A 16,240-nucleotide genomic window follows, 5' to 3' on the forward strand; every position below is an offset into this window, starting at 1 on the left:
CTTTACTTCGCGATATTCACAGCACGAGTTTCACGTATTACCGTTACTTTCACTTGACCTGGGTAGGTCATATCGGTTTGGATTTTTTGCGATAAGTTGAATGAAAGTTCTGCGGCTTTATCGTCGGTTACTCTTTCGCTTTCTACGATTACACGTAACTCACGACCTGCTTGGATTGCATAGGCTTTCTTCACGCCTTGGAAAGTGAAAGCAGCATCTTCGAGGTCTTTGAGACGTTGTATATACGAATCGAGTACTTGACGACGTGCTCCTGGACGAGCTCCACTAATAGCATCGCATACTTGTACGATAGGCGAAAGCAAGGAGGTCATCTCAATCTCGTCGTGGTGTGCCCCGATAGCATTGCACACTTCGGGTTTTTCGCCGTATTTCTCTGCCCATTCCATACCGAGGAGAGCGTGAGGAGTCTCACTTTCTATCTGCGGTACTTTACCGATGTCGTGTAAAAGTCCGGCACGTTTGGCAAGTTTAGGGTTCAAGCCTAACTCAGCTGCCATTACTCCGCAGAGCTTGGCTACTTCGCGAGAGTGTTGCAAGAGGTTCTGCCCATATGACGAACGGTATTTCATACGTCCTACACATTTTACTAACTCGGGGTGCAATCCGTGGATACCGAGGTCAATTACGGTGCGTTTACCTATTTCAACGATTTCTTCTTCTATTTGTTTGGTAGTTTTTTCAACCACTTCTTCAATGCGTGCAGGGTGAATACGCCCGTCGGTTACGAGCTTGTGCAAAGAAAGGCGTGCGATTTCGCGACGTACCGAGTCGAAGCAAGAGAGAATAATCGCTTCGGGGGTATCGTCTACAATGATTTCGACCCCAGTAGCTGCTTCGAGGGCACGGATATTGCGCCCTTCACGACCGATGATACGACCTTTCACCTCGTCAGACTCGAGATTGAATACCGATACGCAATTGTCTACTGCTTCCTCAGTGCCTATACGCTGAATGGTATTAATGATGATTTTGCGGGCTTCTTGGTGAGCAGTGAGCTTGGCTTCTTCAATGGTATTTTGGATATAAGCCATCGCGTCGGCTTGGGCTTCACTGCGCAATGAATCGGTGAGTAGTTTCTTAGCTTCTTCGGCAGACAAGCCTGAAATAACCTCTAATTGTTGTACCTGACTTTTGTGTAGGCGGTCTATTTCTTCTTGTTTTTTATCGAGTGTCTGCAAGCGAAAGTCGGCTTCTTCTGTTTTCTTTTCCAACTCATCTTTTAGGCGCTTATTTTGTGCCAATTCATTGGACACTTGTGACTCTTTATCGCGTATACGCTTCTCAGCCTCTGCCATTTTTTTATCTTTGGCAGTGATTGTTTTTTCGTGTTCAGCTTTTAGTTCAAGGAACTTCTCTTTTGCTTGGAATATCTTGTCTTTTTTGATATTTTCAGCTTCGGCTTTAGCGTTTTTCAGAAGAACGTCGGCTTCATTCTTAGCGTTGAGAATGATTTTAGAGGCGTTCTTCTTTTCCAGCGATTTGGCGATAGCGAACCCTATGAAAAGGGCAATGATAAAAACTGCAATACTTATAATAACTGTACTATCCATCTTTGTTGTTTAAAAAATAAAATATTGATATAAAAAATGCCTATATTGATTAATATGTTTCACGTAAAACTCTGAAAAACAGGTTTAGGGATACTCAGTGGGGCAAGTATCCGGCAACTGAAGACCGGCACGCTTTAGCCGCTGTAACTCTCCCTTTTGTGAAATGTTAATGTTGAGTTTACCGAAAGGACAATCAATATAGGCAGTAAGTTTTCTATGTAAAGGAACGTGTTTTAACCTATTTGGTTTAAGGCGTTGTACACCTGTGCTAAGGTTTCTTTGAGGGATTCATCTTCGTGCGTTTCGTTGAGTTTGGCTTGTTCTATTTCTCTTGCCAAAGCGATAGCGCACATTGCTAAGCCATCTTGTTTATCGCGCAGTTCATAAACGGTTTCAAAATCTTGAATCATATCGTTTATCTTTTTAGCGGCTTTTCTAAAACCCTCTTCCTGTTGTGGAGCAATGGTTAAAGGGTATAACCTATCGGCTACCGAAAGTTTAATTCTCAATCCGTCCTGTTCCATTGCTATTGTTTAGTGAGCTGAGTGATACACGCATCGATTTCGCGAATGAGCGTATTGAGCTTCAATTTGGTTTCTCTTTTATTATCTTTACTGCCTAATATACGGTTGGCTATGGCGAGTGTTTCGTTTTTCTCTTTCAGTGTAGTGATAGTGCTTTCAAGCGACTGTTTCTCACTGCGAAGTTCTTCAATGGTTTGTTTTAGCTTGCCATTTTCTTCCCTAAGACTATTGAATTTGCTCTGTAAGACAATGGCTTTCTCTTCTAATAACGCTACCAACTTTTTTAAATCACTCATCAAACAGCGAACTTTGTATATTTGGGGCAAAAATACGCTTTCTTTTTAAAAAAAGCAATTTTTTTAGAAAATAAATGAAACTGAGAAATGTAAGATTTTCATAATCAACATAAAAAAGGACTTTTAAGTTTTAAAGAAAGTCATACCTCAGCGTTGTTATAAATAAAAATCACTTGATTGTATTATAAGTTGATGATTTTCTTTGCTTAGTTTTAACAAAAGAGAGTAATAATCAGTGTTATGTTATAACGAACTGATATTAAATTAAAGCCCTTCTTTATTTTGTTGTTTTGCTAATAGGTAATTTACCGCAGTAGCAGCAGCGTATAACCCAAAAGCGGCTGGCATAAAGCTAATGGTACCATAAAAAGACTTTTTATAGTCAAGACCTTCGGTGCGTTGCATAGAGTCCTTGGAAACTATTTCGGAAGAGAATACGGCTTTTATACCTGAGTGAATACGCTCGTTTTTAAGTCGTTTGCGAATAAACTTTGCCAACGGACAGTTATACGTTTTCATCAGGTCGGTTACTTTTATTTGGGAAACATCGGTAGCACCTCCCGCGCCCATACAACTCACGAGCTTTACGTGTTTGCGTTTAGCTGCAAGAATAAGGTTCAGCTTAGGGGTAATACTATCGATACAGTCGATGACATAATCGAAGTCGGGCGTTACGATTTCCCAAGCGCGCTCAGGGGTCAGGAATTCGTGAATGACGGTGAGTTTCAGCTCGGGGTTGATATCCAAAAGACGTGCTCTCATCACTTCGGTTTTGGCTTGCCCTATCGTAGAATGAAGGGCGGGCAACTGGCGGTTGATATTAGAGAGCGAAACAGTATCAGCATCGACAATAGTGAGAGCTCCTACGCCTGCACGAGTTACAAATTCGGCAGCATAAGAGCCTACGCCCCCTAAACCTGCAATGAGAATATGGGCATTTTGCAAAGTGGTAATACCTTGTTGTTTAATTAAAAGCTCTGTACGTTCTAACCAATGATTATTCATATTATTTTTGGTCTCCCGCAAATTATGCGGATAGGACGGATTGCGTAATGCTTCTTTTTAAATTTGAGAGCTACGCTTCTGTTTTTAAGGAGAAATCTTTTATACGTTGTAAACTTTGCCAAAGGAGCGAGCCGCACCTTTGGCAAAGTGTAGCGACGCAAATGCGATTTAAATCTTCTTTACTCTTCTTTCGTGGCGACCGCCTTCAAAAGGGGTGTTGAGAAAGGTATTGGCTATATCTACGGCTTGCTCAATGGCGGTAAAGCGGGCGGGAATGCTTAGCACATTGGCATTGTTATGGGCACGGGCAAGAGCAGAGAGCTCTTTTGTCCAGCAGACTGCACAGCGGATGTGAGGGTGCTTATTGGCACTCATTGCAATGCCGTTACCACTACCGCAAATCACAATACCAAGGTCGGCTTTGTTTTCTTCTAAGGCTTTGGCTACGGCGTGACCAAAATCGGGGTAGTCTACACTTTCAGAAGTATCGGTACCGCAGTTGAGTACTTCTATTCCTTTACTTTCCAGAAAAGCTACAATAGCTTTTTTATAATCGACTCCTGCGTGGTCATTTCCTATGGCTATTTTCATTTTTTATAGTTATTTTTATTGTTATTTGTTTTTTATATATTGTTTGTAGGCTTCGCGTAGAGCATCGGCTTGGGCTTTATTGGGGCTTTGGGTGTACATATCGTCAAAATATGCAAAAGATACTACTTTGGTTACTTTGGGAATGGAGAAAGCGGTAGTGAGTTGTTGTTTGACTCTATCGAAAGAGGCGGGATGAAAAGGTACCTGACCATTAGGAGAGGCAAAAGTTTCGAGGTCTGACCAAAATACGCCTTTATAGTTTTTGTTTTCCTGAAATAGTCCGCGCTCAGCCGCTTGGTAGTACTCAGCAAGGCGGTTGAGGGTTACGTGTTGTGCCCCTACCCCATCTTGTAACATAATGATTTCTAAATTACTCTTAGCGAGTTCAGCCATAAAGTGTTGCAACTGTTCGGGAGACGAAAGTGCACTATTCCAAAAGGCAGCAATTGAAACGGGTTTGTTATTCAGCTGGTGCAAACGATTAGAGATGCGGTCTATAAATTTCTCTCTGAAAAGAGCTATCTTATCATCGGTATTATAAGCATAAGGCTCGGGTTCGTGTGGGATATACCACCCTTTGAAGGCTGGGTGAGTACCAAACTGGCGTTGGATATCTTCGGCAATAGCAATACAATAATTGGCTTGAGTTTGTAGCCACGACGCATCGGTTTGATGTTGCCAATAACTTTCATCAAAGAGCAAGCCTATGTGTACTTCTATGCCTTTACGCTGAGCTGAGGCGAGGATTCGTTGTAGGGTAGGTTTAATTTTGGTGGTAGTAAAGTTATTGTTTGAATCGAACCAAGTGAGGTTATTAGAAGGATTTATATATCCTATGTATTGCACGATGAGGGTGTTCATACCCAAGTCTTTGATTTCGGCTAAAAAATTGTCCCATTGAGCTTCACTCCAATCGCCTTTGTTAAAGAGCTGTATGAAGGTACCTGTAAGTATCTTTTTATCGGAAGGGGAAGGGGTAGGCGGATTAGGTTGTGGATTGGGCTGCGGGTTAGGGTTGGGTTGTGGAGTGGGAACAATAGGGTTGTTAGGGTTGGGGGTTGGTTCATCGGAGTTGCTTTTGCTACAAGAGACTGATAGCAAAGCGCCTAAAATGGTGAGAAATAAAATTAATTTTTTCATCTTATTTAATATTTTTTGCAAAGGTAAGAAGTAATTAGGAAATGAGAAAATTGGAAAATTAGAGAATTAGGAAATGAGGAAATTAGTAAATGGGGTGCGAGCCGCACAGACGGCCATAGTACGATAGGCGAGGTGAAATTAGCAGATTAGCAAATTTGAAAATTAGCAAATGTGGAGGGTTGGAGTATTCGGAAGGAAACGGAAAAGTTCGGAAGGAGACTAAGGGGTCTTTTGGTGAAAAAAAGCTGTAAGATGGGTGGGCTTAGCTTATAGAGAGCTTATAGAGAGCTTATAGGAAGCTTATACGAATCTTGGACGATTGTTATAGAAAGGGTATATAAATAATTGATTCATAATACAATACAACAACGCTAAAAATGGGAAAAAGAGGGTTTCGAGGCGAAAGAAAGAGGAATAGGCACTAGGCCTTAGGCCATAGGCACTAGGGGGAAGTATGACGGAAAAGGGAGAATGTAGTGACGGGGAAGCGAAAGAAACCTCCCCCTTATCACATACTCCGCTCTCGCGGGGCACATACCCAGCTGTCGCTGGCTACCTTCAAAGGGGAAAAATGTGGCGAATCGTTTATTCGGTAAGCCCCCGAACCCCCGAAGGGGGACAAGCTGGAAAAGATGACAAACCTCCTCCTATTCACATACTCCGCTCTCGCGGACTTCCATTCAAAGGGGAATGTAGCGACGGAAAGGGGAAGTGAAAAATTAATAGATTAGAAAATTAGTGAGAGAGGCTGTTGGACAGGGCAGAGGGGGCGGACTTATCTAACGAGTGATTTGCTTATTAACAAATTGGCTAATTGACAATTTTTTCATATCTTTGCCAAAACTTTTAACTCATACCTCTTAACTGATAACTAAATAAAGTGAACGAATTAACCTTAGAACTTACTGACGTGAGCGCCCAAGTGTTTTGTGGCGAAGACGAAAATAATATAAAATACATCAAAACGCTTTTCCCGAAACTGAAAATCGTAGCACGGGGGTCTAAACTTATTGTCTTTGGCGAAGAACATTTGCTAAAAGATTTTCAGAAACAAATGGAAAAGCTTATCGCCTATTGCGCGAAATACAATCGCTTAGACGAGCGCACTATCGATAGTATTTTTTCGGCTACTAGTACTGAGAAGAGCGAAAAAGTGCGCGAAGAGGACATCATTGTGCACGGCGTGAATGGCAAAATCATACGTCCGCAAACCCCAAATCAGGTAAAATTAGTAGAGCTGATGCACCAAAACGATATGGTATTTGCCGTAGGACCTGCCGGTACGGGTAAGACCTATGTGGGCGTTGCCTTAGCCGTAAAAGCTCTTAAAGAAAAACAAGTGCGTAGGATTATCCTCACTCGTCCGGCAGTGGAAGCAGGCGAGAATCTCGGCTTTCTTCCTGGAGACCTCAAAGAGAAACTCGACCCCTATATGCAACCCCTATATGATGCCTTGCGCGATATGATTCCGCACGAAAAACTCAACGCTTTTATTGAGGCAGGAATCATAGAGATTGCGCCTCTTGCCTTTATGCGCGGACGCACCTTAGACAACGCTTTTGTAATTCTCGACGAGGCACAGAACACCACCCACGCCCAGATGAAAATGTTCCTCACCCGTATGGGGCGCAATGCCAAGTTTATGATTACCGGCGACCCTGGACAAATAGATCTCCCCCGCAAAGTATCTTCTGGACTTAAAGAAGCAATGCTTATCCTTCAAAAAGTACGGGGTATCGCCTTCCTTCACTTAGACGACAGAGATGTTGTGCGTCACCCACTGGTACGCAGTATTATAGAGGCTTATAAGACGATTGAGAACAATGAATAGTCGTAGCACGACAAGCAATTTTTACAGTATATACTTTGGTGTTTGAAGTAGCTTGTCGTGCTACGACCTTTGACAAAGTTTTTTACTTCTTATTCCAACCTTTCTGAAAATTCTTCGTTTATAGAGTAGAAAGTGAAAGATATTAGCGCTCTTCTTTAAAAAATAATCAAGAAAAGATAATTGATAATCAGCGTAATGAAAAAATAATGACATAATAAAGCTATTTTTATGGTACTTTGTATTGCATAATACTTTTATCTGTTATATCTTTGCGCCGTGAAATTAATTAGTTTACATTTAATAACCATAAACCATATAAACAATGAAAAAGATTATTCTATCACTGCTATTAGCAGTAACGGCAAATGGCTTTGCACAATCTTCTTTTAAAGGAACCTTGTTGAATACTGAAAAAAAACCAGTGAGTGCTGCCAATGTGCTCCTAATGACTCTCCCCGACTCTACTCTCGTAAAAGGGGCAATAAGCAATGAGCGAGGAGTTTTTGAACTACCCAATGCCGCTGAGGGTAAAAAGGTGGTTATCAAAATTACGCATTTGGAATATCAAACGGAGGTATTTACCCCCTCGGGGAGCAACTTGGGCACCATTGTTTTGACCCCTGCTACCAATCAGTTGGGCGAAGTAGTGGTAACAGCTCATCGCCCGATATTAGAACAAAAGGGTACGCGCATCAGTACCAATGTGGCGCAATCGACCTTGCAGAACCTACCCAAAGCCGAAATGCTTATCAACTTCTTGCCTGGGGTGAGCACTTCCTACACCGGTGGAGGTTATGAGGTGTTTGGCAAAGGCAATCCTATCTTCTACATCGATAACCGCAGGGTGCGCAATTTAGATGAGGTGAATCAGTTATCGCCCAAAGATATTGAGAGCATAGAGCTGGAAACCCAACCTGGTGCGGAACACGACAATACGGTGGGTGCGGTAATTTATATCAAACTGAAAAAGAAACAAGGCGATGGACTCAGCGGGTCGGTTGAAAATGAAAATTATGTGTTAAAAAAAGGAGCCTTAATAACTACTTGGCTTAGTCTCAACTATCGCAAAGGCAAAACCGACTGGTTTACTACTATAGGCAACTTCAACAACTTCAACAAGAAAAATGCCGACCTCTATCAGGATTTGCAAGTACATACCCAAAGTAATGATTGGCGCGTAACGAGCGACGAAACTAATAGGAGTAATGCCAAAGGAATAAATGCTAAAATAGGGGTAGCTCACGAGATTTCGGACAAACATTCCATAGGCGCAAGTGTGAGAGGGAGTATAGAACCTTGGGTGGGACACAGGTTTAGCACCCAAGAGACTGCTACCTTCAAAAATAACGTCCTTACTGCCAAAGGGCTCAATGAATACGACCGCTTTAGCCAAGATAAAAAGTTAAGCATTAATGCTTATTACGAAGGTAAACTTACCGACAAACTGAAACTGCAAACTGATGTAGATTATATCGGTCAGCGTTCCGATAACACTTCCGATATTGTGGAGCGCAACCTCCTAAGTGCTACCTCTCGTAACGTGCACACCCATTCCGATGCTGCTTCCGATTGGTGGGGACTCAAAACTACTTTCTTGCAAACCCTTGGCAAGGGCGCTATAAACTATGGCGTAGAAGCAAGCGACCTGCATCGCACTGAGGACTATACCGATAATGTGCTTTCGGCTTCGGATATTAAGAATACCGAAACGCGTTCGGCTGGTTTTGTGAGTTTCTCTTACCCTATCAAAAAGGTGAATTTGAAACTCGGTACGCGTTACGAGTACGCCGACTTTGGTTATTACGAAAACAGACAAAAGAGCCCCGTAAAAAGCAAGACCTACCGCGATTGGTTACCCAATATTTCTATCGCATTCCCTTGGGATAAAACTCAACTGACCTTTAGTTATGCACGCAAAATTAAACGTCCGGCTTTTTATGAGCTCAGCGATTACAACACTTATAGTTCTCCTTTCTTGTACAATCGTGGAAACCCATATATTGTGCCTCAGCTTACTGATGAATGGAATGCCTTGGCTACTTATGGTCCTATTTCGGCTTCGGTAAGTTATTCTAATATTCACAAGGGTATTTATTCCGATTACCAACTCTCAAGCATCAATCCCGATGCCGTTGAGAAAACCCTTCGCAATTACGATGATTTTAGCGAGCTGAAATGTGTGCTCAATGCGCAAACCCAAATAGGTAAATGGATGCCTAAACTTACGCTCACTTATAAAAAACCTTTTGCTAACAATGTGTTTTACACCAATGAAGGTAGGTTTATGGTAGAAATGATGAACCAAATTACTCCTACTGAAAACTGGTTAATCTTGGCGATGTTTATTTATATGAACAAAGGTTCAAACCGAGAAGTCTACGCCTACAAGGATATGAGCGGAATAGTCGTAGGGGTTGCCCGTATGTTCTTCCACCAATCGCTTACGGTGTATACCGTAATTTCCGACCCTTATAACGGTCTCAATGAGCACACACGCGTACAAAATCCGTACATTAGCAATAGTACTGCTGAGAATTACAGCAATATAAGTTTTAAAGTAGGACTGAACTACAATTTCAACACCACCCAAAGCAAGTATAAAGGACAAGGTGCGGGAGAAGAAGAGAAGAACCGCTTGTAATGAGGAAATTAGAGAATGAGGAAATGGGAAAATGAGGAAATGAGAGAATTAGAAAATGGGAAAATGAGAGAATTAGGAAATGGGAAAATGAGGATTGTTAGTTTATTCAACTTTGCCCAAGTTTGAAACTTGGGCAAAGTTTGAGATGAAAAAGCGATAGTTGGGACTGTTAGGAGAATTCGGAAGATATCGGAGAAGTTCGGAAGAGGGGAAGTAGGTTTTTTGATGAAAAAAGGGTATAAGAAGGGTGGGGTTAGCTTATAGAGAGCTTATAGGAAGCTTATACGAATCTTGGACGATTGGTATAGAAAGGGTATATAAGTGATTGACTCATAGTACAATACAACAGGGTTAAAAATGGTAAAAACGGGGTTTCGAGGCGAAAGAAAGAGGAATAGGTGATAGGCCTTAGTCCATAGGCAATAGGGGGAATGTAGCGACGGAAAGGGGAAGAAATGACGAATGAAGAATGAAGAGTGACGATGTGGATTTCCTTTAAAGGGATAACATCCCCCTAGCCCCCTTCAAAGGGGGAATGTAGTGACGGAAAAGGGGGAATGTAGCGACGGGAAAAGGAGAAAAGAGCAGAAAACAATTGTTAAAAGGTAGTATATTTTTGAAATCAAAAAAAATGTACTACCTTTGTACTTTCTAAGTTACGTTAGTTATCATAATACTATTTTTGCTAACGTTACTATTATTAGCATTTTCTTGAGGAGTGGGAGCACAAGCGATGTCTCTGATTACCTGTTGATGACTATGTGGAACAAAATGAGCGAGACTGATGAAAACAATATATTTACTCACCGTACTATCCTTGTTAATAGGTTGTTTGAGTGTACAAGCACAAGAAAAAGAAGACGCTTTATTAATACCCGTAAAGCTTCCTTATTGTAGTATATTTGATACCTCAGCAAGAAAAATGGTAGATAGGACGGTGAAAGAATGTTTGGACTATTGGGTAGTAATGCACTTCGAATATCCTGAGAAAGCTCTGAAATGGGGCGTACAAGGGCAAGTGGTGCTTGATATAGTGATTAATAAGCAAGGGGTTCTAAAAATTAAAGGAGCTGAAGGAGGCGACCCTATATTGGAAAAGGCAGCAATAGACTTGTTTAAGAACTTTCCGCCTATGTATCCAGCTAAGAATATCAAAGGGGAGGCTGTGGATTGCTATTATAAGTATCCTATTAATTTCAGATTAAAAGATTAGTAATTATGAACACAACTGCACAATACATAAAAGATTCTGAAGGGAATGACATTTTAGCTGTTATCCCTATGGAAACCTATAATGAATGGCGTTTTGAGAAGGCTGATTTAAGTAATACTCAAGAGATTCCAGAATGGCATAAAGAGATTTTAGATGAAAGCTTAAAAGAATTTGAAGAAACTGGTGAAGCAGAAGACTGGGAGGTTTTAAAACTAAAATTCAAACAGAAATATGGCTTCTGACACATTTAGAGTAGGAAAAAGAGCTGAAAAAAACCTATCAAAGATATTGATTATTATACTGATATTGATGAAAAATTAGCTAACCGCTTCTTCCAAGAGATAGATAAATGTTTTGAATACATAAAAGATTATCCTTATATGTTTACTAAAAGATATAGGGAAATCAGAGTGTGTTTTACCAAAGTATTCCCTTATGGGATTTATTATGTGATAAAAGTTACGCCTAAAAGAAAAACAACAACAATAACAGTGATAAATATTCTGCATACAAGCAGAAAAGTAAGATACAAAGAATAACAATCGTGAATAAAGAACATTTAAAACAATTAGAAGCTGAAAGTATTTACATAATGCGGGAAGTAGCAGCGCAGTTTGAGCGTCCTGCCTTGCTTTTTAGTGGTGGTAAGGACTCTATTACCTTGGTGCACTTGGCAATGAAAGCCTTTGCTCCTATGAAGATTCCTTTCCCTTTGGTACATATCGACACGGGTCATAACTTCCCCGAAGCTCTTGAATATCGCGATGCCCTTGCTAAACGCATAGGTGCGGAACTGATTGTGCGACAAGTAGAAGACACCATTAAAGCGAAAGGACTCACTGAGCCCAAAGGTAAGTTTGCTTCTCGTAACTGGTTGCAAACACACACTTTATTGGACACTATTGAGGAGTTTCACTTCGACGCCTGCATAGGAGGGGCGCGTAGAGATGAAGAGAAAGCACGTGCCAAAGAGCGCTTCTTTTCAGTAAGAGACGAATTTGGTCAGTGGGACCCTAAGTTGCAACGTCCGGAGCTGTGGAACATCTACAACGGTCGGATACAGAAAGGCGAAAACGTGCGGGTGTTTCCTATCTCGAACTGGACGGAATTAGACGTATGGAATTATATTCAGCAAGAGAAAATAGCACTTCCTTCTATCTATTTTGCGCACAATCGCGAGGTGATTGAGTACGAAGGTAGACTTATTGCGGTGTCGCCTTTTATCCAGATAGATGAAAACGATACTATCCTAAACAAGCGTGTGCGCTATCGCACGGTAGGTGATATGACCTGTACTGCTGCCGTAGAGAGCAATGCAGCGACTCTTGAAGAGGTGGTGAATGAGATTACTGCCTCGCGTATTTCGGAGCGCGGTGAGACCCGCATAGACGACAAAGTAACGGAAGCAGCAATGGAAGACCGTAAAAAAGGAGGATATTTTTAATGATTAGTAGTTAGTGGTTAATTCTGATATGAAGAATTGCTTGTCGTGCTACGACTTTGGTCAGGTTTTTGTATGAGCAAAGACAATAACTAAAAAACAAGATTACGAATGAGAAAAAGATTTTTATTTACAGCCTTAGCACTTTTCTTTTTGGCAACTGCGGAATCCTTTGCACAAGCGTTGCAACGCCATAACCTTGTACCTGAAATTAACTTACCACAGCCTAATGGTGAAAAGTTAGCGTTATCTTCGTTACGTGGTAAATATGTGCTGGTAGACTTTTGGGCTTCGTGGTGTATGCCTTGCAAGAAGGAAAACAAATACCTCAAACAAGCGTATAAAGAGTTCAAAGGGAAGAATTTTGTAATTCTATCAGTATCGATAGATAGACCTAAGGATAAAGACGCTTGGCAGGACGCTATCAAAATAGAAGGAATGGTGTGGCATAATGTGTGGGACAACGATGGCAAAACCGCTGAGAAATATGGGGTAACGAGTATCCCTGCGCCTTTTCTCATAGACCCGGAAGGAAACTTATTGTCGCAAGGAGATAACCTAAGAGCTAATGATTTAATGAAAACGCTGAAGAAATACATCAAATAGTCGCAACGCGACGGGCGTTTTTGTTATATCGAATTGACGTTAAAAAAATATATAAAATATTTGCAATGAAGAAAATCAAGTTTATGATGCTACTGAGCGTAGCAATAGGATTGGGGAGTTGCTCTACCAGTACCCAAGCGGTATATTGGGTAAATAGCTCCCAGGTAGAAAGCAGTGCAGGAGCTGGCAAAATGCAATGCTTGCAAGTGTACAAAGGCGATAATTTAAGTAAAGCACAATGGGAGGCTTTTTGTGCTCCTATTGAAGGTTTTACCTTTGAAGAAGGCTACTTTAAGAAGATAGAAGTAAGCGAAAAACCGCTGAAAGACGTCTCCGCCGGTGCACCAAATATTGCTTATACTTTGGTGCGCGAAATAGAAAAGGTGAAAGACTCTCGGTTTGATTTGCAAGGCGAATGGAAACTGGTGAGTATGGGAGAAATGGTTATCACTCCTGAGGCACAGCCTACATTAAAACTCAATATCAGTGAAATGAAGGTGAACGGCTCTGACAGCTGTAATACCTTTATGGGAAGTATTAAAACCCTCACCGATAAAGAACTTGTATTTGGTGATTTAGCTTCTACACTAATGCTTTGTGTAGAAAAAATGGAGGTTGCTGATGCTTTTGGTATGGCTATGCAAAAGGTAAGACAATACCAACTAAAAGGAGACCAACTGTTGCTTACCGATAAACAAGGAGGCGTACTCCTTACTTTTGCAAAGAAATAGTTGTTTCAATTATTAAAAAAGAAAGGCTGTGCAGAGCGTTCTGCACAGCCTTTCTTGATTATATTGGTTTTAACTAATCATCTTCTTCGTCATAGGTATCGGCTTCATCGTATTCCTCTTCAGAATACTCGGGTTCTACTACCTTTTTATCTTTAGCCTTAGTACTCTTTTTACCTTTTTTAGGATTAGAAGAGAGTTCATTATGTTTAAGCCATTCGCGTAGTTCTACTTCTATTTGTTCAGCTATTTCTGGATTGTCGTTAAGCATTGCAATAGAGGCGTCACGTCCTTGACCTAATCGGGTGCCTTTATAGCTATAAAAAGCACCGCTTTTATCTACGATATCAGCCTCAACGCCTAACTCAAGAAGTTCAGCAGACTTAGAGATACCTAAGCCAAACATAATATCGAAAGTAGCGGTTTTAAAAGGCGATGCTACTTTGTTTTTAACTATTTTCACCTTGGTTTTATTACCGATGATTTCGCCATTGCTGTCCTTAATAGCTGCGCTTCCTTGAGGTCCTCCGTCTTTACGGATATCTATACGCACAGAAGCATAAAATTTAAGTGCATTACCCCCTGTAGTTGTTTCGGGGTTCCCAAAAGTAATACCTATTTTATCACGCAACTGATTGATGAAAATAACAATACATTTTGCTTTGCTAATACTACCGGTGATTTTGCGTAAAGCTTGAGACATTAGTCGGGCGTGAAGTCCCATTTTAGAGTCTCCCATTTCGCCATCAATCTCACCTTTGGGAGTAAGTGCTGCCACCGAGTCGATTACTACGAGGTCTACTGCATTGGAACGAATAAGAGCATCGGCAATTTCAAGAGCTTGTTCGCCACTGTCAGGCTGAGTAATCAATAGATTTTTAACATCTACACCTAAGCGTTGTGCGTAAACAGGGTCGAAAGCGTGTTCAGCATCGATAAAAGCAGCTGTTCCTTTAGCTTTTTGTACTTCGGCGATAGCGTGCAGTGTAAGAGTTGTTTTACCAGAAGATTCAGGTCCATAAATTTCGATTACGCGCCCTTTAGGATATCCTCCAACGCCTAAAGCGGCATCGAGCCCGATAGAACCCGTAGAGTAAACTTCTACGTCTTCGACAGGATTATCGCCTAAGGCACGTACAGTTCCTTTGCCATAGGTTTTGTCTAATTTTTCTAAGGTGAGTTTTAGAGCTTGTTTTTTAGCCTCTTCTACACTCATTTCCTTGTTATCTTTTGTTGTTTTAGCCATTTTATACTACGTTGTTTTAATAGGGCAAAGATACAAAATCTAATGATAAATACAATAATGTAGTGTAATTATTTTAGTTTTTCATTATTGTGATGACGGTCGTGGTCACGTTGTGTTTTTTTTAGCATCTTCTTATCGAAAGCCTCTTGCAAGTCAATCCCTGTTTGATTGGCTAAGCAAAGTACTACAAATACTACATCGGCGAGTTCTTCGCCTAAATCTTTGTTTTTATCACTTTCTTTCTCGGACTGTTCTCCATAACGGCGAGCTATAATACGGGCAACCTCTCCTACTTCCTCAGTGAGCTGTGCCATATTGGTAAGTTCATTAAAATAGCGAACCCCGTGTTCTTTTATCCAATTATCAACTGCTAATTGTGCATTTTTGATATCCATAGTTTACAAATTTATTTTCTATTAAAAAACTGCTTTAAAAGAGCATTGCTTTTGATAGCAACGCTCTTTCAAAGCAGTTTAAAGAATATTTCTGTGAATTTAAAATTAGTTTGTCCACATATCTTGCTCTCTGTCGCGAATTTTCTCTTTAATTTTGTCAGCTTCTAACAATTGGAAGAGTGCATTATCAGGAAGGAATTCCTTGATTTTTCTGTCGCCGTATACATTCGCTTCTTTAAATATCACGGAACTAAACATTCGTGCATTTAAAACGTGGTCGAAAGATACAGGGCGAGCATCATTCTTCCTATTAAAGGTTTTCGCTTCGTGCAAAATATCGCGTACTTGCGGATAGAATACCCAGAATAGAGGTACTAATGCCGACATAGTAGAGTCATCAGAATCTATAAAGTTTACGTCGGGAGCTACAGGAGCTAACGCGAGCAAACGATATTTTAATTCACCTTGGCGTTTGTCGAAATACCAAATACCTCTAATGTGGTACTGAGCGATATCTGCAGACTCTAAGTTTCTATGAGTTACATATTCAGGAGAAAGAGCTTCACCTGCATTAAGTTGCTCATAGCCTACATCTAAAGTATCTACCTTTGATAGTGATGCTTCTATTGACTCAGCTGTTTTTGTTTGAGTAAAATAAGAATCTACATAGATATCTTGAATTTTACCATTTTTGATGTTCTTCAAAAGTACATCATACAATGAGCGACGATAAGCATCTATTTCCAAGGTATCGGTAGGGAAAAGGAGGGGAAAGTTAGCTCTCTCGTTGAGGTCGATTACTTCCCACACCTCTACTGACCAAAGGATATCGCGGTCGTCCACATAGCCATAAGGTAGTGGTTTGTCATTATCAGCTTCTATTCGAGCTTCAGATTTAACACCTATATCGCTTGCTACTTTTGCGTTTAAAATGTTTACCTGAGCTTTGGAGAGCTGAAATGCAAATACTGAAAGCAATAATAATATTATATTTTTTACGTGCATAATAATG

Annotated in this window: 17 protein-coding genes and 1 pseudogene; 9 read left to right on the forward strand and 9 right to left on the reverse strand. The window is 40.8% G+C overall.

Annotated elements, in window-relative coordinates:
- Nucleotides 1-2: 2 nt before the first annotated feature.
- The 6 genes from rny to COCH_RS04015 all read right to left on the reverse strand — a co-directional run bounded on the left by rny (nt 3) and on the right by COCH_RS04015 (nt 5,127).
- Nucleotides 3-1,571: a ribonuclease Y gene (gene rny / locus COCH_RS03990; RefSeq protein WP_009422343.1), complete on the reverse strand. Its 1,569-nt coding sequence runs from the start codon at nt 1,569-1,571 to the stop codon at nt 3-5.
- A 233-nt stretch (nt 1,572-1,804) separates the two neighbouring features.
- Complete coding sequence (locus COCH_RS03995; RefSeq protein ID WP_009410520.1) at nt 1,805-2,095, reverse strand: cell division protein ZapA; 291 nt, start codon at nt 2,093-2,095, stop codon at nt 1,805-1,807.
- Nucleotides 2,096-2,097: 2 nt separating this feature from the next.
- Nucleotides 2,098-2,391, reverse strand: a complete 294-nt coding sequence (locus COCH_RS04000) for a hypothetical protein (RefSeq protein ID WP_002674144.1) — start codon at nt 2,389-2,391, stop codon at nt 2,098-2,100.
- Between the two features lie 264 nt (nt 2,392-2,655).
- On the reverse strand, nt 2,656-3,396 hold the full coding sequence (locus COCH_RS04005) for a tRNA threonylcarbamoyladenosine dehydratase (RefSeq protein WP_015782035.1): 741 nt from the start codon (nt 3,394-3,396) through the stop codon (nt 2,656-2,658).
- A 168-nt stretch (nt 3,397-3,564) separates the two neighbouring features.
- The gene (rpiB, locus tag COCH_RS04010; protein ID WP_015782036.1) at nt 3,565-3,987 is read right to left on the reverse strand and encodes a ribose 5-phosphate isomerase B; all 423 of its coding nucleotides are present in this window, start codon (nt 3,985-3,987) and stop codon (nt 3,565-3,567) included.
- Nucleotides 3,988-4,008: 21 nt separating this feature from the next.
- A complete protein-coding gene (locus COCH_RS04015; RefSeq protein ID WP_015782037.1) occupies nt 4,009-5,127 on the reverse strand; it encodes a DUF4434 domain-containing protein in 1,119 nt (372 codons plus the stop codon).
- A 571-nt stretch (nt 5,128-5,698) separates the two neighbouring features.
- Here COCH_RS04015 and COCH_RS12375 point away from each other — a divergent pair.
- From COCH_RS12375 to COCH_RS04055, 9 genes and pseudogenes are all read left to right on the forward strand, one after another.
- Nucleotides 5,699-5,858: pseudogene (locus COCH_RS12375) on the forward strand (phosphinothricin acetyltransferase).
- A 149-nt stretch (nt 5,859-6,007) separates the two neighbouring features.
- Nucleotides 6,008-6,958 carry a PhoH family protein gene (locus tag COCH_RS04025; RefSeq protein ID WP_015782039.1) on the forward strand — a complete coding sequence of 317 codons (951 nt, stop codon included), beginning with the start codon at nt 6,008-6,010 and terminating at the stop codon, nt 6,956-6,958.
- Nucleotides 6,959-7,280: 322 nt separating this feature from the next.
- A complete protein-coding gene (locus COCH_RS04030; protein WP_015782040.1) occupies nt 7,281-9,599 on the forward strand; it encodes an outer membrane beta-barrel protein in 2,319 nt (772 codons plus the stop codon).
- Nucleotides 9,600-10,383: 784 nt separating this feature from the next.
- A complete protein-coding gene (locus COCH_RS04035) occupies nt 10,384-10,812 on the forward strand; it encodes an energy transducer TonB (RefSeq protein WP_015782042.1) in 429 nt (142 codons plus the stop codon).
- Between the two features lie 5 nt (nt 10,813-10,817).
- The gene (locus COCH_RS04040; RefSeq protein ID WP_009420581.1) at nt 10,818-11,054 is read left to right on the forward strand and encodes a hypothetical protein; all 237 of its coding nucleotides are present in this window, start codon (nt 10,818-10,820) and stop codon (nt 11,052-11,054) included.
- Between the two features lie 63 nt (nt 11,055-11,117).
- Nucleotides 11,118-11,351: a type II toxin-antitoxin system RelE/ParE family toxin gene (locus COCH_RS11370; RefSeq protein WP_244834084.1), complete on the forward strand. Its 234-nt coding sequence runs from the start codon at nt 11,118-11,120 to the stop codon at nt 11,349-11,351.
- A 5-nt stretch (nt 11,352-11,356) separates the two neighbouring features.
- On the forward strand, nt 11,357-12,256 hold the full coding sequence (gene cysD, locus COCH_RS04045) for a sulfate adenylyltransferase subunit CysD (protein WP_002674358.1): 900 nt from the start codon (nt 11,357-11,359) through the stop codon (nt 12,254-12,256).
- Between the two features lie 108 nt (nt 12,257-12,364).
- Nucleotides 12,365-12,859, forward strand: a complete 495-nt coding sequence (locus COCH_RS04050; RefSeq protein ID WP_009418499.1) for a TlpA family protein disulfide reductase — start codon at nt 12,365-12,367, stop codon at nt 12,857-12,859.
- A gap of 65 nt (nt 12,860-12,924) precedes the next feature.
- Nucleotides 12,925-13,590: a DUF4377 domain-containing protein gene (locus tag COCH_RS04055; RefSeq protein ID WP_015782043.1), complete on the forward strand. Its 666-nt coding sequence runs from the start codon at nt 12,925-12,927 to the stop codon at nt 13,588-13,590.
- Nucleotides 13,591-13,663: 73 nt separating this feature from the next.
- On the opposite strand, the gene recA is transcribed toward COCH_RS04055, so the two are convergent.
- The 3 genes from recA to porN all read right to left on the reverse strand — a co-directional run bounded on the left by recA (nt 13,664) and on the right by porN (nt 16,233).
- Nucleotides 13,664-14,833 carry a recombinase RecA gene (gene recA, locus COCH_RS04060; protein ID WP_015782044.1) on the reverse strand — a complete coding sequence of 390 codons (1,170 nt, stop codon included), beginning with the start codon at nt 14,831-14,833 and terminating at the stop codon, nt 13,664-13,666.
- A gap of 68 nt (nt 14,834-14,901) precedes the next feature.
- Nucleotides 14,902-15,228: a nucleotide pyrophosphohydrolase gene (locus COCH_RS04065; protein ID WP_002674362.1), complete on the reverse strand. Its 327-nt coding sequence runs from the start codon at nt 15,226-15,228 to the stop codon at nt 14,902-14,904.
- Nucleotides 15,229-15,333: 105 nt separating this feature from the next.
- Entirely contained in the window at nt 15,334-16,233 is a 900-nt protein-coding gene (gene porN, locus COCH_RS04070; protein WP_009418520.1) for a type IX secretion system ring subunit PorN/GldN, read from the reverse strand.
- Nucleotides 16,234-16,240 lie beyond the last annotated feature (7 nt).

Source organism: Capnocytophaga ochracea DSM 7271 (genome assembly GCF_000023285.1).
Taxonomy (GTDB): domain Bacteria; phylum Bacteroidota; class Bacteroidia; order Flavobacteriales; family Flavobacteriaceae; genus Capnocytophaga; species Capnocytophaga ochracea.